The organism is Sinorhizobium sp. P24N7 (genome assembly GCF_042436655.1).
Lineage (GTDB): Bacteria > Pseudomonadota > Alphaproteobacteria > Rhizobiales > Rhizobiaceae > Sinorhizobium > Sinorhizobium meliloti_A.
In genome coordinates, this window is the sequence record NZ_JBHMIW010000005.1 from 212,555 (window position 1) to 233,640 (window position 21,086).

General features: G+C 62.6%; 18 protein-coding genes and 1 other RNA gene. 11 read left to right on the top strand and 8 right to left on the bottom strand.

The window, feature by feature from the left end:
* Positions 1 to 111 precede the first annotated feature (111 nt).
* The 3 genes from ettA to metF all read left to right on the top strand — a co-directional run bounded on the left by ettA (position 112) and on the right by metF (position 4,222).
* Positions 112 to 1,761, top strand: a complete 1,650-nt coding sequence (gene ettA, locus ACFHWW_RS10520; protein ID WP_338282405.1) for an energy-dependent translational throttle protein EttA — start codon at positions 112 to 114, stop codon at positions 1,759 to 1,761.
* Between the two features lie 494 nt (positions 1,762 to 2,255).
* Entirely contained in the window at positions 2,256 to 3,278 is a 1,023-nt protein-coding gene (locus ACFHWW_RS10525) for a metalloregulator ArsR/SmtB family transcription factor (protein ID WP_018095479.1), read from the top strand.
* Between the two features lie 2 nt (positions 3,279 to 3,280).
* Complete coding sequence (gene metF, locus ACFHWW_RS10530) at positions 3,281 to 4,222, top strand: methylenetetrahydrofolate reductase [NAD(P)H] (protein WP_379938149.1); 942 nt, start codon at positions 3,281 to 3,283, stop codon at positions 4,220 to 4,222.
* 533 nt (positions 4,223 to 4,755) lie between these two features.
* Here the strand turns inward: metF and ACFHWW_RS10535 are convergent.
* The 5 genes from ACFHWW_RS10535 to ACFHWW_RS10555 all read right to left on the bottom strand — a co-directional run bounded on the left by ACFHWW_RS10535 (position 4,756) and on the right by ACFHWW_RS10555 (position 10,126).
* A complete protein-coding gene (locus ACFHWW_RS10535) occupies positions 4,756 to 5,700 on the bottom strand; it encodes a DMT family transporter (RefSeq protein ID WP_275597642.1) in 945 nt (314 codons plus the stop codon).
* A 211-nt stretch (positions 5,701 to 5,911) separates the two neighbouring features.
* Entirely contained in the window at positions 5,912 to 7,129 is a 1,218-nt protein-coding gene (locus tag ACFHWW_RS10540) for a lytic murein transglycosylase (protein WP_100671714.1), read from the bottom strand.
* Between the two features lie 137 nt (positions 7,130 to 7,266).
* The gene (locus tag ACFHWW_RS10545) at positions 7,267 to 8,052 is read right to left on the bottom strand and encodes a GH25 family lysozyme (RefSeq protein WP_100671713.1); all 786 of its coding nucleotides are present in this window, start codon (positions 8,050 to 8,052) and stop codon (positions 7,267 to 7,269) included.
* Between the two features lie 161 nt (positions 8,053 to 8,213).
* On the bottom strand, positions 8,214 to 8,879 hold the full coding sequence (locus ACFHWW_RS10550; protein ID WP_379938150.1) for a class I SAM-dependent methyltransferase: 666 nt from the start codon (positions 8,877 to 8,879) through the stop codon (positions 8,214 to 8,216).
* Positions 8,876 to 10,126, bottom strand: coding sequence for a DUF3419 family protein (locus ACFHWW_RS10555; RefSeq protein ID WP_324762027.1), 1,251 nt, complete (start codon positions 10,124 to 10,126; stop codon positions 8,876 to 8,878). Before ACFHWW_RS10555 ends, ACFHWW_RS10550 begins: the two co-directional genes overlap by 4 nt.
* Before the next feature lie 167 nt (positions 10,127 to 10,293).
* On the opposite strand from ACFHWW_RS10555, the gene ACFHWW_RS10560 reads away from it, so the two are divergent.
* The gene (locus tag ACFHWW_RS10560) at positions 10,294 to 11,655 is read left to right on the top strand and encodes a serine hydrolase domain-containing protein (protein ID WP_379938151.1); all 1,362 of its coding nucleotides are present in this window, start codon (positions 10,294 to 10,296) and stop codon (positions 11,653 to 11,655) included.
* Positions 11,656 to 11,687: 32 nt separating this feature from the next.
* On the opposite strand, the gene ACFHWW_RS10565 is transcribed toward ACFHWW_RS10560, so the two are convergent.
* The 3 genes from ACFHWW_RS10565 to ACFHWW_RS10575 form a co-directional block, all read right to left on the bottom strand.
* Positions 11,688 to 12,692 (bottom strand): lytic transglycosylase domain-containing protein, encoded by a 1,005-nt coding sequence (locus ACFHWW_RS10565; RefSeq protein ID WP_100671709.1) that lies wholly within the window; start codon positions 12,690 to 12,692, stop codon positions 11,688 to 11,690.
* Positions 12,693 to 12,825: 133 nt separating this feature from the next.
* A complete protein-coding gene (locus ACFHWW_RS10570; RefSeq protein WP_379938152.1) occupies positions 12,826 to 13,461 on the bottom strand; it encodes a LysE family translocator in 636 nt (211 codons plus the stop codon).
* A gap of 140 nt (positions 13,462 to 13,601) precedes the next feature.
* Positions 13,602 to 14,816 carry a pyrophosphate--fructose-6-phosphate 1-phosphotransferase gene (locus tag ACFHWW_RS10575; RefSeq protein WP_018095469.1) on the bottom strand — a complete coding sequence of 405 codons (1,215 nt, stop codon included), beginning with the start codon at positions 14,814 to 14,816 and terminating at the stop codon, positions 13,602 to 13,604.
* 343 nt (positions 14,817 to 15,159) lie between these two features.
* Between ACFHWW_RS10575 and ACFHWW_RS10580 the strand changes: the two genes are divergently transcribed.
* From ACFHWW_RS10580 to rsmH, 7 genes are all read left to right on the top strand, one after another.
* Positions 15,160 to 15,867: a DnaJ family molecular chaperone gene (locus ACFHWW_RS10580; RefSeq protein ID WP_275597649.1), complete on the top strand. Its 708-nt coding sequence runs from the start codon at positions 15,160 to 15,162 to the stop codon at positions 15,865 to 15,867.
* On the top strand, positions 15,864 to 16,628 hold the full coding sequence (locus tag ACFHWW_RS10585) for an N-acetylmuramoyl-L-alanine amidase (protein WP_275597650.1): 765 nt from the start codon (positions 15,864 to 15,866) through the stop codon (positions 16,626 to 16,628). The genes ACFHWW_RS10580 and ACFHWW_RS10585 overlap by 4 nt, the downstream gene beginning before the upstream one ends.
* Positions 16,629 to 16,854: 226 nt before the next feature.
* Complete coding sequence (locus ACFHWW_RS10590) at positions 16,855 to 17,394, top strand: lytic transglycosylase domain-containing protein (protein WP_100671704.1); 540 nt, start codon at positions 16,855 to 16,857, stop codon at positions 17,392 to 17,394.
* A gap of 137 nt (positions 17,395 to 17,531) precedes the next feature.
* Entirely contained in the window at positions 17,532 to 18,719 is a 1,188-nt protein-coding gene (locus ACFHWW_RS10595; RefSeq protein WP_379938153.1) for an NAD(P)/FAD-dependent oxidoreductase, read from the top strand.
* Between the two features lie 71 nt (positions 18,720 to 18,790).
* An RNA gene (gene rnpB / locus ACFHWW_RS10600) (RNase P RNA component class A) lies at positions 18,791 to 19,188 on the top strand.
* Positions 19,189 to 19,605: 417 nt separating this feature from the next.
* Complete coding sequence (gene mraZ, locus ACFHWW_RS10605) at positions 19,606 to 20,046, top strand: division/cell wall cluster transcriptional repressor MraZ (RefSeq protein ID WP_018095464.1); 441 nt, start codon at positions 19,606 to 19,608, stop codon at positions 20,044 to 20,046.
* A 14-nt stretch (positions 20,047 to 20,060) separates the two neighbouring features.
* Positions 20,061 to 21,086, top strand: coding sequence for a 16S rRNA (cytosine(1402)-N(4))-methyltransferase RsmH (gene rsmH, locus ACFHWW_RS10610; protein WP_018095463.1), 1,026 nt, complete (start codon positions 20,061 to 20,063; stop codon positions 21,084 to 21,086).

Consider the following 21,086-nt stretch of genomic DNA (forward strand, 5'->3'; position numbering starts at 1 on the left):
ATTGAGGAAGCGGCGGGGGAGCGTGGGGGCAAGGGCCTTTGGCGTTGCCCCGCCACCATAATTCGCCTACATAGCGGGCAAAATTCCCTTCCGATGCGGAGCATTTCCTTTATGGCACGTCAATTCATCTATCACATGGCCGGGCTGAACAAGGCCTACGGCAACAAGAAGGTCCTCGAGAACATCCATCTCTCCTTCTATCCGGAGGCGAAGATCGGCATTCTCGGCCCGAACGGGGCCGGTAAGTCGACCGTGCTCCGGATCATGGCCGGCCTTGATACCGAATATACCGGTGAGGCCTGGGTCGCCGAAGGTGCGAGGGTCGGCTATCTCGCACAGGAGCCGCAACTCGATCCTCAGAAGAACGTGCTCGATAACGTGATGGAAGGGGTGGCTGCCAAGAAGGCGATCCTCGACCGCTACAACGAGCTGATGATGAACTATTCCGACGAAACCGCGGAAGAGGGCGCCAAGCTCCAGGACGTCATCGACAGCCAGAACCTCTGGGACCTCGACAGTCAGGTGGAAATGGCGATGGAAGCGTTGCGTTGCCCTCCGGGCGATGCGGAGGTCACCAATCTCTCCGGCGGCGAGAAGCGCCGCGTGGCGCTTTGCAAGCTTCTGCTGTCGCAGCCCGAACTGCTTCTGCTCGACGAACCGACCAACCACCTCGACGCGGAAACGATCGCCTGGCTCGAAAAACACCTGCGCGAATATCCGGGCGCCGTGCTGATGGTCACGCACGATCGCTACTTCCTCGACAACGTCACAGGCTGGATTCTCGAACTCGACCGCGGACGGGGCATTCCCTATGAGGGCAACTACTCCGCCTATCTGCAGGCGAAGGCCAAGCGCATGGCGCAGGAAGGACGCGAAGAGGCTGCCCGCCAGAAGGCCATCAGCCGCGAGCAGGAGTGGATCTCTTCGAGCCCCAAGGCCCGCCAGGCGAAGTCCAAGGCTCGTATTCGCGCCTATGACGAGCTGGTCGAGGCGGCTGCGGACCGGCGTCCGGGCGATGCGCAGATCGTCATTCCCGTGGGCGAACGACTGGGGCAGGTGGTCATCGAGGCGGAGAATATTTCCAAGGGTTATGGCGACCAGCTGCTGATCGAAGGCCTGAGCTTCAAGCTGCCGCCGGGCGGCATCGTCGGCGTCATCGGACCGAACGGCGCCGGTAAGACGACGCTCTTCCGCATGATCACCGGGCAGGAGCAGCCCGACGACGGTTCCATCCGGATCGGAGACAGCGTGCAGCTCGCCTATGTCGACCAGAGCCGCGATGCGCTCGACGCCAACAAGACGGTCTGGGAAGAAATCTCGGGCGGCAACGACATCATCAAGCTCGGCAAGCACGAGGTCAACTCGCGGGCCTATTGCTCGACCTTCAACTTCAAGGGCGGCGATCAGCAGCAGAAGGTCGGCACGCTTTCGGGCGGACAGCGTAACCGCGTTCACCTTGCCAAGATGCTGAAGTCCGGCGGCAACGTCGTCCTGCTCGATGAACCGACCAACGACCTCGACACCGAGACCCTGGCCGCACTGGAAGATGCGCTCGAAAACTTCGCCGGTTGCGCTGTTATCATCAGCCACGACCGCATGTTCCTCGACCGCCTTGCCACCCATATCCTCGCCTTCGAGGGCGACAGCCACGTCGAGTGGTTCGAAGGCAATTTCGAGGATTATGAAAAGGACAAGATCCGCCGCCTCGGCCCGGACTCGGTCAACCCGAAGCGCGTAACCTACAAGCGCCTGACGCGTTGACCGTCATAGGTTTGCGGCGGCGCATCGCTGACGGCGTTCTTTGAGTCTGTACATCCAGCGAAGGCGGCCTCTCCGGGTCGCCATCGCCGGGCTTCGCCGCCGTAATCCTCGGGGCTTGACCCGAGGATCCGTTCACAAGCCACCGATACTCAAACAGGCGGCGTTACGCGCAGTCCCGTTGCATGCACCGCGTCATCCACGGAGTTCGGCTCCTATGCCCGGCGTGTGGATCCTCCGGTCCAGGCAGAGGATGACTGTCGGGGTCACGGCTGAGGATGAATGTCGGGGCCGAGGCAGAGGGGGTCGACGGGCAGAGCCGCTCCCCAAGCGTTCTGAAATCTCCACAAATCGTAGCGCGCCATTTGTCGGCCGGGCGACCGCAAGGTCCGGCCGTTCTATCCTCCAGACGCCATTCTATTGCCTCTATGCGCAAATCTCTTGCGCAGCTGTCACAAATCACATAAACATATCTTTATGTGTTGATGGGGAAGGCTATGGCTGATCGGGAAACGCTTGGTTTGGATGCGCTGGTCGACGTCCTGAAGGCGGCGGGCGAGCCGACGCGCCTGCGCCTGCTGGCCCTTCTCTCGGCCGGTGACCTGACGGTCACCGATCTTACTGAAATTCTCGGGCAATCGCAGCCGCGCATTTCCCGTCATCTGAAATTGTTGGCCGAGGTCGCGCTCATCGATCGCTATCAGGAAGGCGCCTGGGCCTATTTCCGCCTGCGGCAGGAGGGCCGTCGCGTCGCGCTGATCCGCGAGCTTCTCGCATCGGCCGCAGCCGACGATGCAATTCTGGCCAGGGATGCCATCCGCCTTGCCACGTTGAAGAGAACCCGCGCGGAGAAGGCGCAGGCCTATTTCAGCCGCAACGCCGCCGAATGGGACAAGCTCAGACGTCTGCACATCGCCGAAGGCGACGTCGAGGCGGCGCTCAAGGCGATGGTCGGCGACGAGCCGGTCGACAGCCTGCTCGACCTCGGCACAGGAACCGGACGTATCCTGCAGCTCTTCGAGGGTATCTACCGTCGCGGCATCGGGGTCGACGCCAGCCGCGACATGCTGGCGGTCGCGCGGTCCAACCTGGACAGGGCCGGCATCACCAAGGCGTCGATCCGCCACGGCGACATCTTCAACCTGCCGCTTGATGGTCAATCCTTCGATCTCGTCACGATCCATCAGGTGCTGCATTATCTCGAGGAGCCCGAGGCGGCGATTGCCGAGGCCGCGCGCATGCTCGTCCCGGGCGGCCGGCTCGTCATCATCGATTTCGCGCCGCATGGGCTTGAACATTTGCGTGACGACCATGCCCATGCGCGCCTGGGCTTCTCGCACCAGACAATGAGCGAATGGCTGCAGAAGGCGGATCTTTCGCTCGAGAAGACGACCGATCTTGCGCCGGAAGGCGGGCAGGAGGGGAAGCTGACTGTCACCATCTGGCTGGCGCGCGATCAGCGCGCGGTCGAAACCGTTGCCGACTTGCCGCGCCAGCGTCTTCATGCAGGGGGAGTTTGAGAATGAACGGACGGACGCCTTATCCCGTGGACTGCGACGGGCTTAGATTTTCCTTCGAGTACTTCCCCCCGAAGAACGACGAGATGGAGGCGCAACTCTTTCAGACCGTCACGGCTCTCTCCGTCTTCGCGCCCGCCTTCGTCACCGTGACCTACGGTGCCGGCGGGTCGACCAAGGCGCGCTCCCTGACGACGGTCAAGCGGATGATCGGGGAGATGGAGATCCGGAATACGGCCGCGCATCTCACTTGCGTCGGCGCGCCGAAGGCGGAGGTGGATGCGGTCATCGACGAGTTCGTCGCCTGCGGGGTGCGCCATTTCGTGGCTTTGAGGGGTGATCCGCAAGGCGGTATCGGCAGCGTCTACGAGCCTTTCCCGGGCGGCTACGAAAATGCCGCCGCCCTCGTCGAGGCCCTGCGGGCGCGCGGCGATTTCGAGATCTCCGTCTCCGCCTATCCGGAAAAGCATCCGGAGAGCCCCGACGTCGCTGCCGACATAGACATGCTGAAGCGCAAGGTCGACAATGGCGCAACGCGCGCGCTTACGCAGTTCTTCTTCGACAATGACGACTTCGAGCGCTATTTGGAACGCGTAAGGCGCGCGGGCATCGCGATACCGATCGTACCCGGCATATTGCCGATCAATAATCTTACCCAGGTGCAGAAATTTGCCGGTCTTTGCGGCGCCAGAGTTCCGGAGTCGATCGTTTCGCGGCTGGGCCCTCTTGACGATCAGCCGGAAGGGCGTTTCCGGGAGGCGGCCCATATCGCGGCCGAACAGATCACCGATCTCGTCCGGCGCGGCGTCAGCGATTTCCACCTCTACACGATGAACCGCCCGCAGCTCATCACTGCCGTTTGCGAACTGATCGGCTATGATCCGGAACTCGCGCCGGCTCAGCCGGCAGACACGGAGCGCCCGGTCCGGGCGGTCGCGAGGGCATGACGGCCGACCTCGGATAAGCAGCACCATAGCGAAAGCCCATGAATGCCGCAGCATTCATGGGCTTTCTGATTGTTGCAGCCTGTCGAACTATTGCGCCTGAGCGGCGGTGAGACCTTGCTGCAAAATGGATTTTCCGGAAATTAAAGTCCCCGTTTCGGCTGGACTGTCAGTGGCCCTGAATCACACGAAAAGCATTACGGCCACGAATGCGAACGCTGCACTGATCATAAGGACGTTCAACGAGTGTGTAAGTCCCATAAGCTGATCCTCCCTGCGTTGACGGGTAAAACATAGGGCGAAAAAACGGCATGTGAAAGCGAAACTTGTGCTGCACTGCGAAATTCCCTATCTCCGATTTTTTCATGAATACATATAACGTGTTGAAAACAATCAATTATTGGGAATGCCACATTTTATTCACAATTCCTGCCAGGAGGTTAATGTAAACATCTGTAACGCTGCGTGAGTGTGTGAAAAAGACGGTGAATCAGTCTACCGGGCGCCCGCCGGGCGGATCGTGGCGCGCGGAATGGTCACCGTCCGGCGGAATATCCGAGCTTCAGGACGCGCCCATCCAGGATCGCCAGGCCGACGGCGATGAGCAGCATGCCCCCGATATCAGTCGCCTGCAGTATTTCTCCCAGGAAGAGATAGCCGAGCAGGATGGCGCTTGGCGGGACGAGCAGCGTTACCAGCGAGGTGTTGGTGGCGCCCGCTTCGGCCATGATGCGGAAGAACAGGATATAGGCATAGGCGGTTGAAACGAGCGCCAGTCCGAGGATCGCGAGCACGGTCGTGAGCGGCGGCATGGGCAGGGTCCATGGCATGTCGACGAGAACCGCGACCGGCAGCATGATGAGTGTCGATGCGGTCAATTGCCCGGCGGCCGTCACCGGCGCGGCCAGATTGCGGAAGCGTCTGCCGTAAGAAGCGGAAAACCCGTAGCTGACTGCCGCCAGGACCGGCAGGACCAGCGCCCAGAGCGGCACGTCGCCGGCAGCGCCGAAGAGGCCGGCAAGCGCACTCGGCCCTATGAGCACGACGGTACCGGCAAGCCCGAGCAGGCAACCGCTGAACTTCGCGGTGCTCAGCTTTTCATCCTCGGTCGCGACATTCGCGATGAGCACCGTCCAGACCGGCGTCGTGGCGTTGAGGATTGCAGCGAGACCGGCGCCGATATGCGTCTGGCCGAGAAAGATGAACGCATGCGGAATGGCGTTGTTGATGAGCCCCATGAGCAGGAACTCGCGCCAGCGCCCGGCGAGCGCCGGATATATGCCGTGTCGCCCGCGAAGATAGAGATGCAGGGCGAGGGCAGCGAGGCCGAGACGCAAAAGCACGAGCGTGAAAGGCGGCACATGGGCAACGGCCACCCGGGCGAAGAAGAAGGAACCGCCCCAGATGAGACCGAGCAGCCCGAGCAGTGCCCAGAGGCGCATGGTCATGTGGGTGCTGATGGAATTTGCGGGTGAAGCCATATCTTGCCTGCGCAGCAGCTGCCGCATCGGCCCGAAATCGGACGATTTCGGAAAGCACGATGCGTCGACCGAATAAGTTGGAGCGCACTTCGTGCGCCCATCCGGAACGACCGCGCTCTAAGCCGGAATAGGAGCCCGACAATTCAGAATTGTGCAAGCAGTATTGCGGCGAAGCGGGTGTCGCCACCCGCTTCTTGCGTCCTGCCAAAGGTTAAAGCGCCTCCAGCAGGCCCGGTGTTGCCCAGCCGTCGGCGGGAAGGCCGAGCTTCAACTGCTCCTTCTGCAGTGCGGCCCGCGTGCCCGAGCCGAGAATGCCGTCGATCTTGCCGACGTCATGACCAAGCGCCTGCAATCTGGTCTGCAGGGCTTTCATCTCGGCGTCGCCGAGCCCCGGTTCCGGATTGCCCTGCTGATAGGGAGGCGCACCGGCAAGCCGGGTCGCGAAATAGGCGGCGGAGGTCGTGTAGATGAAGGACTGATTCCACTCGAGATAGATCTTGAAGTTCGGGTAGGTCAGGAAAGCGGCGCCTTTGCGGCCCTGAGGGAGAACCAGCGAGGCTTCGAGCCCACTGTTGGAGGTGTTGCCGTCACGCGGCGTGACACCGAGTGCGAACCAGTCGCCGGCGGTCATGCCGGACTGCAGGCCCGTCTTCTCCCAAGGCAGTTGCTCCGGGACGCGGACCTCCTGAATCCACGGCTCCCCGCGCTTGAAGCCCAGGCTCTGGATGAATTTCGCCGCCGTCAGAATGGCATCCGGAGAACTCTTCTTGAGATTGACATGGCCGTCGCCGTCGCCGTCGACGCCATAGGCGATGATGTCCTCAGGCAGCATCTGTACCTGGCCGATCTCGCCCGCCCATGCGCCCGTGGTCGTCGCGGGATCGAGATCGCCGTGCTGCACCATCTCGATTGCAGCGAGAAGCTGCGGCCGGAACATTTCCGGGCGGCGGCAGTCATGCGCCAGCGTCACCAGCGCGTTGCGCGTATTGAAATCGCCCTGCACGGCGCCGAAGTCGGTTTCCATCGCCCAGAATGCGGTGATCACGGGCGCCGGTATGCCGAATTCCTGCTCGGCCCGGTCAAAGACGTCGGCATATTCCCGCATCTTCTGCGCACCGATGTCGAGGCGCGACTTGCTGACGGTTCGCTTCGAAAATTCGGTGAAGGTCTGCTTGAACACGCCCTGGGTGCGGTCGCGGCTGAGCACCTTCTGGTCGATCGCGGCGCCTGCGAGGGCCCGATCGGCGACGTCTGCGGGAATGCCCTTGGCGACCGCTTCGGCCTTGACGCCCTCCAGAAAGGAGCCGAGGTCGCCGCCGCACGCGGCGGCTGGGTTTCCCGACTGAGCCGGAGCTTGCGCCAGGGCCGGCGTGCCGGCGAGGGCAAGGAATCCGAGGGAGAGAAGGGCTTTGCGCGCTGTGCCTGTCATTACAATTCCTTTCCGTGGCCGGCCGCACGGAATGCCGCCGGGCCCGAAGTCTGTCGAGAATGAAATCTATCGATGCTCTCTCAGAGCATTATGACCGAATGAAGAAAAATGCGGACCATGCCGCCCCGTCCTCTGGTCTATCTTGCCTGCGAGACGGTCGCGACCCACTTCTGCCAGTTCCTGGCGGAACCGGCGAAGGCGTTGATGTCCGTGCTGCCCTGAATGCCGGGGATCACGCCGGTGCTGGTATATTGCCAAAAGGCCCAGCGGCGTTCGACGTAGATGTCCTTTGGGTGCTTGGCTACCGAGCGCACCCAGAAATGATAGTCGTTGAAGGCGCCGACCAGATTGTCGCGGTGAAAGTCGACGGACGTGTAGATGATCGGCCGTTTGCCGTAATGGGCCTCGAGCCGGTCCATGAACCGCTTCATTTCGGACCGTACGGTGTCCGGCGCCGGCCGGTAGCGGCAGGTCTTCGATTCGCCGTTCCATTCGACATCCAGGACGGGCGGCAGGTGGACTGCGCTCTTCGGCACGTTGGCAATGAACCAGTCGGCCTGGGCGTCGGCGGTGGAGCAGAAATAATAGAAATGATAGGGCGCGTAGGCGAGGCCGACGGCGCGCGCCTGCTGCCAATATTCGTGGAAGCGCGAGTCCACCCGGTCCTTGCCTTCGGTTGCCTTGATGAACGCGAAGGACACGCCGGAATTCTTGACCTTTCGCCAATCGATGTCGCCGTTCCACTTGGAGACGTCGATTCCGTGAACGCTGTGATGGTGCGGCGTGCGGCCGCCGAAATCCTGCGGATCCGTATCGTGGAAGCGCGGCTGAATGGAGGCCGTCTTGACGAGGTCGTAATCGGTGGAGGTACAGGAAGAGAGAATGGAGGCGATGGGCAGCAATGCCAGGAGAAGCCGGCGCATGGGGGTTCCGTTTCGAGACGAACGACGATCCTGCCTCACGCGATGGTTTCCATGATTGGTGATGTCCCCCAGGGAGGCGTGACCTCCTTTTCACCATATCATCGTAAAAATTGCGTTAGCTCAAGTGGGAATTGCAGCCGAATGCTTTCCGCCATCGTCCGCTACGGTGCCGCGCGGCGATAGACGGCGAGCCAGGCATAACCTCGTCCGAGCGATCTGACCTCGAGCGCCGCTCCGTCTCTCTCGGCCCTTTTGCGCATCGCGTCGAAAAGCGATTCGCGCGGCGTGACGTGGAAACGTCTGAGCCAGGCCTGGAGGAGGCGGCGGAAGCCGGCCGGCCAACCTTCCTGCTGGCCGAAATCGACGATATGCAGCGAGCCGCCCGGCTTGAGCGCGGCAATCGCGGCATCGACCGCCTTTTCCCATTCGGGAACCATGGAAAGGGCGTAGGAGATGACGATCCGGTCGAAACCTTCCTGATCGAAGGAGGCGGCGGTGAAGTTCGTCGCGTCGGCGACCCGCAACACTGCGTCCGCCCGATTTTGGCGCCGGAGCTTGGCTTTGGCGGTCGCCAGCATTTCGGCCGAGATATCGAGGCCGAAGAGGCGCGCACCGGGGTAGAGTTCCCCGAGCACGGCGAGATTGCGGCCCGTGCCGCAACCGACTTCCAGCACGGATGCACCCGGCGGCGGGTTCAATTCACGGATCAGCGTGTCACGGCCGAAGAGATAGTATTTGCGCGTGAAATCATAGATGTACCGCTGATAGCGATACATGCGGTCCATGAGGTGAGCCTGGCTTTCATTCGCAGTCTGCACGGCGCTCATGCTTTCTTCCGGTAGATGTGGAAGCCGCCATAGATCGCCGACCGGTCCTCGGCGCCGAGCCTCATCGAGCTCTCGGCATCGTAGTGCCACTGATCGAGGAGCGTGGTGGAGAGGCGCCCCGGCAGGATGCTCGCTTCCGCCGCCGTGCGGAAGATCACCGCCGCGCCGACGTCGGCGGTGCGGGTGATCTCCGTCCAGAGATCGTTCAGCTGCTGGTCGGTCATCCAGTCCTGTGCGTCGAGGAGCACGTAGCGGTCGACGGAGGCGGCGGGCTTGCCGGCGAGAAGCTCGGTGAAGCTCGCATGGTGGATCTCGACGCGCTCCGCATTGTGGCGAATCGCTTCGTATCGCGATGCCTGAAGATAAGGCGGCAACTCGCCCTCTTCCGGCCGCGGGTAGCGCCGCGCAAAGGCCTGCCAGGCGAAGTAGTTATCGCGCAAGGGGAAATGACAGGTCAGCTTTTCCAGGCGATTGCGCAGCACCGCGGCGACGGATTTCTCCCTGCTCAGGCTCGCGAGTTCGTCGAACTGCTGCGGCGGGATGCCGAGGCCGAAAAGGGAGCTCTTGCGGCTGGTGATCCACCGGATGACGGGACGCTCGAAGAGCGGAGCGAGCTTGTCGTCGAAGAACTGCCGCTGCTCGCGCATGGAGCGCGCCTTTGCGAAGTCTTCAGGATTGACGCCATGCAGCCGTGCGAGAACATGGCTCGCGGCAATGAAGCGGCCGAGCAGGCCGGTACGGTAAATGTTGCGCCCGAAGACGCCGATGCGCCGGCGGCCGGTGAGATCCCGGCCGTTCCAATAGGCGCGGGTTGCCGGATCGAGCTTCGGAGCGAGGAACACGTCGTAAGCCCGACCATTCGTGCGCGTACCTTCGACGGCGAGGAACCGCACCACGTCCTTGTGGCTCGGCAGGTGGCGAAAGGCCGAAAGCTTCAGCCGGTTGAGCGCGATGTGATGGGGATTGAGATCGACCACGTCTATCCGGGCAGGCGCGGCCGAGAGGTAGGTCAGCATGTTGCAGCCGCCGGAACCGATCGTCACGATCCGATGTCCGGGGCGGATCTGCATCGCTTCCATGTCGACAATCGGATCCTCCCAGATCTGCGGGTAGACGAGTCCGGAAAAGAGCAGACCGAACAGGCGTTCGGAGAGACCGGCGGGGGAGAGAGGTTTATGCTGCAGGAGTGCGCTTTTCAGTTTCGGATTCTTCTTGCCGAAGCCGGCATCCGGGGCGAAGTCGGTCATCTTGCCTATCGTCCAATTGAAACTGAGCCGCTTCTAAGGTGACTCGGCTACACTTTGATGACGAGGTTTCGCACAAGGGCTCGCAGGGATTCGGGTATTGCCCCTCATCCGACTGGTCAGACGGGCGAAAGCGCAGTAGCACTTATGCGAAGAGCGGGAGGGCGAGAATGAAGGGTCTTCTGAAGACGCTTGGCGGACTGGGGGCGGCCTCGCTCGTGGGCCTCGTCGGTTGGCTGGCGCTGTTTCCGCCTGAACTCCTCAAGGTGGGAGACGGCTATGCCGCCAAGATCGTCTGCTCCAACGTGTTCCTCGCCGGACGCGATCCGCAGGAAGTGCTGGCGCAGGACGTGCAGGCGCCCGGGCACCCGCTGCTGAAGCTCGTGCGCGTTTCGGTCGATCGGGAAGAGCAGAGCGTGACGGCGCGTATCCTGGGCTTTGCCGCACCCGGCCGCGCCGTCTACCGTCCGGGCAGCGGTTGCGCCAATGTGAGCGGAGGCAGCGCCGAGGCCATCGCGGGGATGCGCGGGACCGAGTCGGCGACGGCGCCTCTCGCCCACGATCCTGGCGTCGACTGGCCGGACGGGGACAAGCCGGACATCGACGCGGCCATTCAAATGCTTGTCGAAGATCCGGCACTGGCAGGTCCGGGCATGCGCGCAATCGTGGTCGTCAGGGATGGCAGGCTGGTCGCGGAAACCTATGCGGCGGGCTTCGACCGGAACACGCCCCTGCTCGGCTGGTCCATGACGAAGTCCGTGACGGCGGCGATCATCGGCCGGCGCATTGCCGAAGGGCGGATGGATCTGGCCCAGACCGATCTGGTGACCGAATGGAACGGCGACGAGCGGGCTCGCATCAAGCTGACCGATCTTCTCGCGATGCAGAGCGGGCTCGATTTCAACGAGGATTACGGCGACGTCACGGACGTGACGCGCATGCTCTATCTGGAAAGCGACATGGCCGGCTTCGTCGCCTCGAAGCCTCTGGAGGCGGCTCCGGGCACGAAATTCGCCTATTCGAGCGGCACGAGCAATCTTCTGTCCCGGCTCTGGATGGAGACATTCGACGATCCGGCCGAAGCGCTTTCCTATCCGCGCGAGGCGCTCTTCGCTCCCCTCGGGATGACGAGCGCCGTGATGGAGACGGATGCAAGCGGAACCTTCGTCGGCTCTTCCTACATGTATGCGTCGGCGCCGGACTGGGCGCGCTTCGCGGAGTTTCTGCTTCAGGACGGAAGCTGGAAGGGGAGGCGGCTCCTGCCGGAAGGTTACGTATCCTTCATGCGCACGCCGACTGCGGCTTCCGGCGGCGACTACGGGGCCGGCCAGGTCTGGCTCAAGGAAAACGGTATCCGCGCCGGAACGGCGAATTTCCCGCCCGACACGTTCTGGATGCTTGGACATGACGGGCAGGCGATTATGATCGTCCCCTCGCTTCGCCTCGCGGTCGTCCGCCTGGGGCTGACACCGTCGCGCCTCGGCTACGACGTGCAGAAGCTGAATGCGAGGATAATCGACGCGCTCGATTGAGCGATGTCCGGCAGACAGGCCAGCCGCTCGGCTTACCTCATATTCAGCTCGTCGAGCATGCCCTTGCGCTTGGCATGGTAATAATAGCCGCTGGCATAGAGCCTTACCGCGCCGTCGTGCTGGTTGTCGGCAACCATCCACGCTCCGCGCAGATACTTGGTCGCGTATTTGAGGTTGGTTTCCGCGTCGAAGAGCCCTTCGGCCGGGCCCTCATAGCCGAGACCCTTGGCCGTGTTATAGCGGATCTGCATCAACCCGAAATTGCCTTTGCTGTAGGCGCGGGGGTTGTAGTTGCTCTCGCGCCTGACCACCCGGTGCACCAGCTCGAGCGGCAGACCGTTCAGCTCGGCATAATATTTGATCAGCCTGTCAAGCTCCGGCCGCGAGCTGGTCGGTGTTTTTCCGGACTTCAGCGAATCGGGGATGACGCTTGCGACCGCGCCGACTGCGGTGCCGAACACGCCCGTCTTCGGGCGCTCCGTCGGAACGATCATGCGCTTGGCGACAAGCGTTTCCAGACCGACCGGCTCGCCGGTGTCGAAATCCGACTCCCACGAGGCGGCAACTCCGATAAGCGGGGCGGACTGATGTCCGGCGCCTTTCTCGGGGACCGGCGGCGCGGCTGCCGGGGAGGTGCCTGCCGAGACGGGTGTCGCCATCGCTACTTCAAAGGGCTGCGCGGGTTTGGCCGCCGGCACGGCGACCGACTGGGGAGCCGCGAAAGCGAGGGTCGTGTCTGTCGCGGGCGCCGTCTTCGTTTCGCCAGCGACATCAGTTCCCGCGGCGCTTGCCGGCGCCGCCGACGAGGTCTGTGCGGTCAATGCGGCCGAGGTGCTCGCCGTTGCGCCGATCGGCGCAGGCAGTGCGTAAGCCGTCGTCTCCGTTCCCGGCTTCGGCAGGGGCGTGACCGTCTGCACGGCCGTTAACTCCGCAAGCGACGTATGCTCGACCGTGGAACATCCGGAAGCAACAGCGACGGAAACGAGGGACACGGCGGCAAGTGCCCGCTTCGAAAGGGGAATACGGAATTTCGCCATGCTGTCACTTTCGTGCTTCTGGGCCCCGTAGCCCCTGCAAATCAGCGGTTGCCACCCCGCCGCGCTTGAATCTCCATTAACCTATGCCGCCGGTTGCGGCAAGCGCGTGAGAGCATTTCAGAGACTGCTCATGTCAGGTCGTGGCGCGCTTCAGACCCGCCGTCAGCAGGCCGGCGCCGATGAGCAGCGAACCACCGAGGCGATTGACGATGCGCCGGACATTCGGCTTGCGGATGGTGCTTCCGGCCGCGGCAGCAAGCCAGGCATAAAGCGCCGCGTTGGTCGTGGCGAGTATCAGGAAGGTCGTCTCGAAGATGGCCATCTGCGCGAAAAGCGGCCGCGACAGATCGAGGAACTGGGGCAGGAAGGCGACGAAGAAGAGAATGCTCTTCGGGTTGAGTGCGGTCACCGCATAGGTGTGAACGAATATCCGCAGCGGCCTTTCTGCAGGACTCGTTTCAAGGGTGCTCCCGCTGTCGTTGCCGACCGGCGCCTTCCAGAGCTTGATGCCGAGCCAGACGAGATAGGCGGCGCCGATCCACTTCAGCACGGTGAAAATCGCCGCCGAGGTTGCAAGCAGAGCACCGAGGCCGAGCATCGACGCCGTCATTGCGGTGAAATCGCCAAGAGCCACACCGGCCACGGTCGCCCCCGCGATCTTGCGGCCGTGGCCGAGCGCATAGGATATGACGAGAAGGATCGTGGGGCCGGGAATCGCAAGCAGCACCGCAGATGCGGCGGCGAAGGCGAACCAGTGTTCGAAGGACATGAGGGGGCTCCGCGGTTGAATGGCTGCTGAAGAGGAGGGAGCCATGCCGGCGGGCAGCCGTCAACTCCTCTCGAGCCGAAAGCCTCCGGTGAGAAGCGGTTCGCCGTTTCAGAAAACAGCGAACCGTTCCTCGTCCTTCATCAGTCGGCCACCTGCCATTTCTGACCGACGACATCCATGACCTCGCCGAACCATTTCGCGGACGTGTCGAAATGCTTTCCGCCCTTGATGCGCGGGAACTCGATCGTGCGCAGCCGCCCGCCCTGGTCCTCGTCGTGACCCGTCACGCCGGAGACCTTGTTGAGCGCGCTCTCGACCGCCAGATCGACCATGCTCTGGATGAGGCGCAGATCGTCGACATTGGCGGGGGCGGAGCGGGCGTAGTAGCCGGACTTCTGCACCATGGACCGCTCGGCGCCGAGGAGCGCCGCGAACTGCTTGGAGAACCAGTTGCCGACGTTGATCGTATCGATCTTCACGTGGCCGAACGCGTCCCGCTTGACCGTCTCGCCGGCGGCCTCCCGTTCGGCGACGATGGCGTCGAGGCAGGCGCCTTCGCTCACGAACAGCGTGACGAACCCGGCGCGATCCATGACTTCGCGCAGGCGCTCGGCTTCCGCCTCCAGATCGAACGCCATCTCGGGAAGGTAGAGGCCGTCGATGTTCTTCAGCTGTGCGTTCATCATGAAGCCGTCGACATATTCCTTGTTGCCGGCCAGCTGGATATAGGCGCGCGCGGTTGCCGCGGTCAGCCAGCCGCAGTGGCGGCCCATGACTTCATGGACGACGAGGGTGCGCGGCGCAGCGCTCTGTTCGTTGCTGACATGGTCGAAGAAGCGTGCGCCGTATTCGGCCGCCGTCCAGGCGCCGAGTGTCTGGCGGATGGGCACCACGTCGTTGTCGACCGTCTTCGGCAGGCCCACGACCGTCAGATCGTAGCCGTTGGCCCCGAGATAGGCTGCGAGATCGGCCGCGGTGGTGTTGGTATCGTCGCCGCCGATCGTGTGCAGGATGCTGATGCCGTCGGAGGCGAGCCTCTCGGCCGCAACGCGCAGCGGATTCTCCCCTTCCTTGACGAGGCCGCGCTTCACGCAGTCGGCCGTGTTGGTGAGTTTCACGCGGCTGTTGCCGATCGGCGATCCGCCGTGGCGGTGGAGCACATGCGCCTTCTCGCGCATGGCCGGGGTGATTTCGATCCGGTCGGCGAGAAGCAGGCCCTGATAGCCGGAACGGTAGGCCACGAGCTCATAGTCCGGCGCGATGTCCGTGTAGCGTTCGATCAGGCCGCCGACAGCGGATGAGAGGCAGGGCGCGAGCCCGCCTGCCGTCAACATTGCGACTTTCTTCTTGGCCATGGGGTCCTCCTGGGGATTTCGGCATCAAGCGATCGCTCGTGAGATCAACCGCATTCTAAATCCTTGCCTTAGATCAAAGATAGCGGTGGTCTAACCCAAATCCGATGGAAATTAAATGACAGGGTTGTGGATCACGAGAAAGGGGAACCGGCCGCGCGGTTGCAGCGTTGCGCCTGAAGGTCGCACGGCGCCGTCCAGGAATTCGATTGAGATTTGTGGCGATATGAATTATTGAGGGGCCATCACAAATTCGTCATCCATGATGGTTGACGCGGCTCTGCCGCTTGCAAATCGCCACCGCATCAGATCATGCTCGCGTGGTGGACAGGGAACAATCGCACTCATGTCATTTTGGGACAGCCTCCTCAAAATCGTCACGACCACTGGTAACGCCCTTACGGGAGTGGTCGAGGCGGTCCGGACGCTCTTCGAAGGAGATCCGGAAACCCGGCGAAAGGTCGCCTTTTCGGTCGCCATGATCGCGCTTTCGGCGAAAATGGCGAAGGCCGACGGCATCGTGAACGAGGCCGAGGTGAGCGCCTTTCGCGACATCTTCAAGTTTCCCGCGGACCAGGCGAGGAACGTCGCCAGGCTTTACAATCTCGCCCGCCAGGACGTTGCCGGCTACGAGGCCTATGCGGAGAAAATGGCTTCGCTCTGCTCCTCTTGCGAGAGGAATTGCCCGATTCTCGAAGACATCGTCGACGGCCTGTTCCATATCGCGAAATCGGACGGGGCGGTGCACGAGAAGGAGCTTACGTTCCTGAGGCGTGTGGCTGAAATATTCAGGATGGACGACGAGCATTTCGGGTGCATCATGGCGCGCCACGTTCATGGCGACGACCGCGATCCCTACCAGGTTCTCGGCGTTTCGCCGAAGGATGACTTTTCCGCGATTCGCAAGCGCTATCGCGTTCTCGTTTCCGAGAACCACCCGGACATGCTCGTGGCGCGCGGCGTGCCGGAAGAGTTCCACGCGATCGCCAACGATCGCATGGCCGTGCTCAACGCGGCCTACGAGGCGATCGAAAGAGAGCGCCGCGCCGCATGACATCCGAGACCTGCGACTTCCCCGGCGCTCATCTCGTGCCCTCGCCCAACCATGGCGAGCGCGCCGGCGGGCGCAGGCCGGATATGATCATCCTTCATTACACCGGCATGGAGACGGCGGCGTCCGCGCTCGACTGGCTCTGTCGCGAGGAAAGCCAGGTCTCCTGTCATTATTTCGTAGACGAGGAGGGGCGAATCGCCCAGCTGGTGCCGGAAGAACGCAGGGCCTGGCACGCGGGCAAGGGCGTCTGGAAGGGCGAAACGGATATCAATTCGTGCTCCATCGGGATCGAGATTGCCAATGCCGGTCACCCGGGCGGCCTCCCGGACTTCCCTGAAGCGCAGATCGAGGCGGTCGCCGAATTGTGTCTGGACTGTGGCGAACGCTGGCAAATCACCCCGGAGAGGGTGCTTGCGCATAGCGATATCGCGCCGATTCGCAAGGTTGATCCTGGAGAAAATTTTCCTTGGGATGTGCTGTTTCGTCGCGGGGTCGGACACTGGGTTGAACCGGCCTCCGTGAGGGGCGGTCGCTTCTTCCAGCGCGGCGACCGGGGCCAGCCCGTGGAAGCACTCCAGTCCATGCTTTTGCTTTATGGTTACGGAGTTGAAATCACAGGGGATTTCTGCGCGAAGACCGAAGGGGTGGTCGCTGCGTTCCAGCGCCATTTCCGACAATCGCGAGTGGACGGCATCGCCGACGTTTCCACCATCGATACGTTGCACCGCCTGCTTTCGACATTGCCGATTCTGGCCGCCTGAAAAGCGATTTTTGTCCGCCCTAAATTAGCGTCTGATTGATTTTCGTGCACGATTTTCTCGTGCTGCCACATGTTTACCATGATGCGCCGGTCATTTCCGTTGCATCAACTGCAGGGGATGTGGCGCCGGGCGCGGCACTCTTGTCAATGAAAACGATCGGGAAATTCGATCGTCGCGGTGGGGTGCGCCGCGCGATCGGTTCCCCAGACCGGAGACTTCAAACTAAATGAGAATAGCGTCTGTTGCTGCGGTGGCGGCATGCCTTGGCATGTTCTTCGCCGGGATTGGTACGTCGTATGCAGGGGGCATCGACAAAACCGTCAAGACTTCTGCAATTCCGTCGGTAAGCAGAACGACGGGTTATCCGAAACCCGACCTGACTTTGCCGCGCGGATCCCAATATACGATCCTCATCCAGTCCTATGCCAAGCAATACGGCATTCCCGCCGACCTCGCTCACGCGATCGTCGAGGTCGAGAGCAACTTCAATGCCAAGGCTCGCGGAAGCGCCGGCGAAGTCGGCCTGATGCAGATCAAGCCGGCCACGGCCCGGATGATGGGCTATACCGGCTCGATCAAAGACCTCTACGAGCCTGAGACCAATATCAAATTCGGGATGAAGTACCTGGCGAAGGCGCAGGAGCTTTCGGACGGGACGACCTGCGGCACCATCCTCAAATACAATGCCGGCCACGCCGCGAAGCGAATGAACCCCGTTTCGAAGCGCTATTGCGGTAAAGTCAAGAACATCCTGGACTGGTTGTGATCTATCGCATGTGACGCTGTAAGACATACGCCGGGTGGGTATTGCGTTCCGGCATATTGTTGATTGTCCGAAGGAATTCGGTGCGAAAGCCTGAACGGCGTGCTATCTCGGTCGCGAAGCGAACATCGGGGAAAGGCATGTCGGAGAGCGTTGATTTCGTTATCATTGGCAAGGGGATGATGGGCGCCGCAGCGGCGCGTCACCTTGCGAGGGCGGGCGCCGGTGTCGCGCTTATCGGCCCCGATGAGCCGGAGGACTGGGCGAACCACGGCGGCGTTTTCGCCAGTCATTACGACAATGCCCGCATCACCCGTACGATCGACGACGACCCGGTCTGGGCGCGTCTGGCCCGGCGCTCGATCGATCGGTATCCGGAAATCGCACAGGAAAGCGGCGTCGAATTCTATTTTCCCGTCGGCTGTCTGATCGCGGCCCCAGCTCCCGGCGGCGCGTTCGATTATCTCGAGAATGTCGAGCGTGCCCGCGACAGGCTCGGCCTCGAGGCACCGCTGATCCTTGGCGACGACCTTGCCGGGCGGTTTCCCTGGTTCCGCTTCCCGCAAGGCTATGCCGGCGTTCACGAGGCAAGCGGCGCAGGCTACATAAATCCTCGCTCGCTCGTCCGGGCGCAAACGATCGCGGCCGAGAAATCGGGTGCACGGGTGATCCGCTCGGAGGTGATCTCGGTCGAAGACGGCCCGGATCACGTGGTGGTCGGCACGACCGACGGCCACCTGGTACGGGCCGGCCGCGTCCTGGTCGCTGCGGGCGGCTTCTCGCTTTCGCAGGCGCTTCTTCCGCGGCCGCTCGACCTTGCGGTAAAGGCGCGCACCGTGCTTTTTGCGGAGGTGGGCGCGGATGATCTTTCCTTCTATGAAGGCATGCCGTCGCTGATCGGCGTCGCGCCGGAGCAGGAGAGAAGCTATTACCTGTTGCCGCCGGTTGCCTATGCCGATGGCAAACACTACGTAAAGATCGGCGGCGATCCGACCGATCGGATCCTTGCGAGCGAGCGGGCGATCAGGGACTGGTTCCGAAGCGGTGCAAACGCGGAAGCGGCCGAACACATGCGCGGACTGCTCGCCGAGACGATCCCCGCCTTGAGACCCGTTTCGACGCATTATTCGCCCTGCGTCACGGCGTTCACGCGACACGGCTATCCTTATATCGGTTTCGTGAGCGACCGCATCGCCGTGCTCACAGGCGGCAATGGCCAGGCTGCCAAGAGCTCCGACGAGATCGGCAGGCTTGGCGCGTTGCTAATGACGGAAGGCCGGCTCGAGGCGGACGGGTACGAAACGGACTTCGCGGTCGCGTATCGCTAAGTAACCGCCGGACCGCGCGGCAGTGCCGATTTCTCTGGCGCTTGCCGTCCCGGTCGTTTAATGAGCCTCTGCCAGTTGGCCGGGCAGCCGCGCCTCGCAAGTGCCGAAAGGCCGCGGGGCGAGGAAAGTCCGGGCTCCACGGAAACACGGTGCCGGATAACGTCCGGCGGGGGCGACCCCAGGGAAAGTGCCACAGAAAGCAGACCGCTCCGCTTGCGGAGTAAGGGTGAAAGGGTGGGGTAAGAGCCCACCGCGGACATGGCGACATGGACGGCACGGCAAACCCCACCGGGAGCAAGACCGAATAGGGACGACATGGGCGCGCAAGCGCCCAGCCGGTTTCCAGGCGCGTCGTCCGGGTGGGTTGCACGAGGCTGCGCGCAAGCGCAGCCCCAGATGAATGGCTGCCACGTTTCGTCTCTCCGGAGGCGGAGCCATACAGAACCCGGCTTACAGGCCAACTGGCTTTTTTCTTTGCAGCTTTCGCCACTGCGGCAAAGCACGTCTCCTCAATTCCCTGACTCAGGCGAATCACGCCTGCGAGGCTCGCCGCACCTCACCGGCGGGGCTCGCTTTTGCGCGCGATTCCAAGGCATTAGGGTTTGGATCGTAACCCTTTGTTAAACTTAACAACCTATCAATATTTGATCATCCGCAAGGCTGGTTACGAGCTTCTCCCATTGACGCCCATATGGTCCCATGTTATCCCATAATGGTACTGCGCAAGGGCCATGCAGCGGCCCTCCATCGCGAAATTCGAGGCTTCCGTCGATGGGAAGATCAGGCGGGCACGCACGTGCCCGGCGGGGGATCCATGCGCGGTGGTGCGAGTGTATGTGCGGGCCGATGATCGTGGCCCGTCAATCGGAGGCGGCCGTTTCGCGTCATGAACCGCTTCTTGTCACATGTTACGAACCGGATCGATGCCAAGGGGCGGGTCTCCGTCCCGTCGGCCTTCCGCGCCGTGCTTTTGGAGGCAGGCGTGCGGGAGTTATACTGTTTTCAGGACTTCGTCTTTCCGGCGATCAGCGTCGGCGGGCCGGAGCTTCTGGACCGGTTCGAGAAGCAGATGGCCGCCGAGGATCCGTTTTCGGATGCGGCCAACGAGATGTCGCTCCTTGTTCATGGGGGCGGGGTCTATGTGAAGCTCGACCCGGAGGGCCGGCTGATGGTGACGGATTTCATCCGCGACTTCACCGGCATCTCGAACGACGTGACCTTCGTCGGGCGGGGCGATCATTTTCAGCTCTGGGATCCGCAGGCGTTTGCGAGGGCGCAGGCGGAGGCCAGAGAAGGGCGCAAGCAACGGGGGCTGCGTTCACAATAGAATGGAGAGGCGGAATGGTGACGGATCAAGGCGGCGGAACTTCTGATGCCGACGGCGGACCGGTTCGTCACATTCCCGTCCTCCTGAAGGAAGTTCTCGCGGCTCTGGATCCCGCTCCCGGCAAGATCGTTCTCGATGGCACTTTCGGCGCCGGCGGCTACGCATCCGCCATTCTCGATGCCGGTGCCGACGTCATCGCGCTCGACCGCGATCCGACGGCGATCGCCGCGGGGCAGGCCATGATGCACGCGAGCGGCGGACGGCTGAAACTCGTTCATTCCCGTTTTTCCGATCTGGCCGAGCATGCGCCGGCACAGGGGCTCGACGGCGTCGTGCTCGATATCGGCGTCTCTTCCATGCAGATCGACGAGGCGGAGCGTGGCTTCTCCTTTCAGAAGAAGGGGCCGCTGGACATGCGCATGTCGGCCGCCGGCGTCTCCGCCGCCGATGTCGTCAATCGCGCGAAGGTGTCGGACCTCATCCGCATCTTCGGCTTCCTCGGAGAGGAAAAACAGGCGGGGCGGATTGCGCGTGCCATCGAAAAACGCCGCGCCGAGACGCCGTTCGAGACCACCCGCGATCTCGCAAATCTCATCGAGACGGTTACGCCGCGCAAGGCCAAGGACAAGATTCACCCCGCAACGCGCGTTTTCCAGGCGCTGCGCATCTTCGTCAATGACGAGCTGGGCGAGCTCGCCCATGCCCTGTTTGCGGCCGAACGGGCTCTGAAACCTGGCGGCCGGCTCGTCGTCGTTACCTTTCATTCGCTCGAGGATCGAATCGTAAAGACGTTCTTCCAGGATCGGTCCGGCAAGGCGGGCGGCTCCCGCCATCTGCCGCTGGTGACGGCGCGCGCCGCAACCTTCACGCCAGTCGGCAAGCCTATGGTCGCGGCAAGCGAGGAGGAGGCGTCCCGCAATCCTCGTGCCCGGTCCGCGAAGCTGAGAGCGGGTGTCCGCACCGAGGCTCCGTCGCCGGGCGCCGATCTTTCGATTTTCAATCTGCCGGAACTGGCGAGCCTTGCAAGGCTGGGGGGCTAG

What these genes read in the sequence shown, in the direction of transcription:
- ACFHWW_RS10585 (WP_275597650.1), top strand. Translation starts at nt 15,864, where the DNA reads ATGACATCCGAGACCTGCGACTTCCCCGGCGCTCATCTCGTGCCCTCG.
- ettA (WP_338282405.1), top strand. Translation starts at nt 112, where the DNA reads ATGGCACGTCAATTCATCTATCACATGGCCGGGCTGAACAAGGCCTAC.
- ACFHWW_RS10590 (WP_100671704.1), top strand. Translation starts at nt 16,855, where the DNA reads ATGAGAATAGCGTCTGTTGCTGCGGTGGCGGCATGCCTTGGCATGTTC.
- ACFHWW_RS10575 (WP_018095469.1), bottom strand. Translation starts at nt 14,816, where the DNA reads ATGGCCAAGAAGAAAGTCGCAATGTTGACGGCAGGCGGGCTCGCGCCC.
- ACFHWW_RS10550 (WP_379938150.1), bottom strand. Translation starts at nt 8,879, where the DNA reads ATGAGCGCCGTGCAGACTGCGAATGAAAGCCAGGCTCACCTCATGGAC.
- ACFHWW_RS10545 (WP_100671713.1), bottom strand. Translation starts at nt 8,052, where the DNA reads ATGCGCCGGCTTCTCCTGGCATTGCTGCCCATCGCCTCCATTCTCTCT.
- ACFHWW_RS10555 (WP_324762027.1), bottom strand. Translation starts at nt 10,126, where the DNA reads ATGACCGACTTCGCCCCGGATGCCGGCTTCGGCAAGAAGAATCCGAAA.
- rsmH (WP_018095463.1), top strand. Translation starts at nt 20,061, where the DNA reads ATGGTGACGGATCAAGGCGGCGGAACTTCTGATGCCGACGGCGGACCG.
- ACFHWW_RS10565 (WP_100671709.1), bottom strand. Translation starts at nt 12,692, where the DNA reads ATGGCGAAATTCCGTATTCCCCTTTCGAAGCGGGCACTTGCCGCCGTG.
- ACFHWW_RS10580 (WP_275597649.1), top strand. Translation starts at nt 15,160, where the DNA reads ATGTCATTTTGGGACAGCCTCCTCAAAATCGTCACGACCACTGGTAAC.
- ACFHWW_RS10570 (WP_379938152.1), bottom strand. Translation starts at nt 13,461, where the DNA reads ATGTCCTTCGAACACTGGTTCGCCTTCGCCGCCGCATCTGCGGTGCTG.
- ACFHWW_RS10595 (WP_379938153.1), top strand. Translation starts at nt 17,532, where the DNA reads ATGTCGGAGAGCGTTGATTTCGTTATCATTGGCAAGGGGATGATGGGC.
- ACFHWW_RS10540 (WP_100671714.1), bottom strand. Translation starts at nt 7,129, where the DNA reads ATGACAGGCACAGCGCGCAAAGCCCTTCTCTCCCTCGGATTCCTTGCC.
- ACFHWW_RS10560 (WP_379938151.1), top strand. Translation starts at nt 10,294, where the DNA reads ATGAAGGGTCTTCTGAAGACGCTTGGCGGACTGGGGGCGGCCTCGCTC.
- ACFHWW_RS10525 (WP_018095479.1), top strand. Translation starts at nt 2,256, where the DNA reads ATGGCTGATCGGGAAACGCTTGGTTTGGATGCGCTGGTCGACGTCCTG.
- mraZ (WP_018095464.1), top strand. Translation starts at nt 19,606, where the DNA reads ATGAACCGCTTCTTGTCACATGTTACGAACCGGATCGATGCCAAGGGG.
- metF (WP_379938149.1), top strand. Translation starts at nt 3,281, where the DNA reads ATGAACGGACGGACGCCTTATCCCGTGGACTGCGACGGGCTTAGATTT.
- ACFHWW_RS10535 (WP_275597642.1), bottom strand. Translation starts at nt 5,700, where the DNA reads ATGGCTTCACCCGCAAATTCCATCAGCACCCACATGACCATGCGCCTC.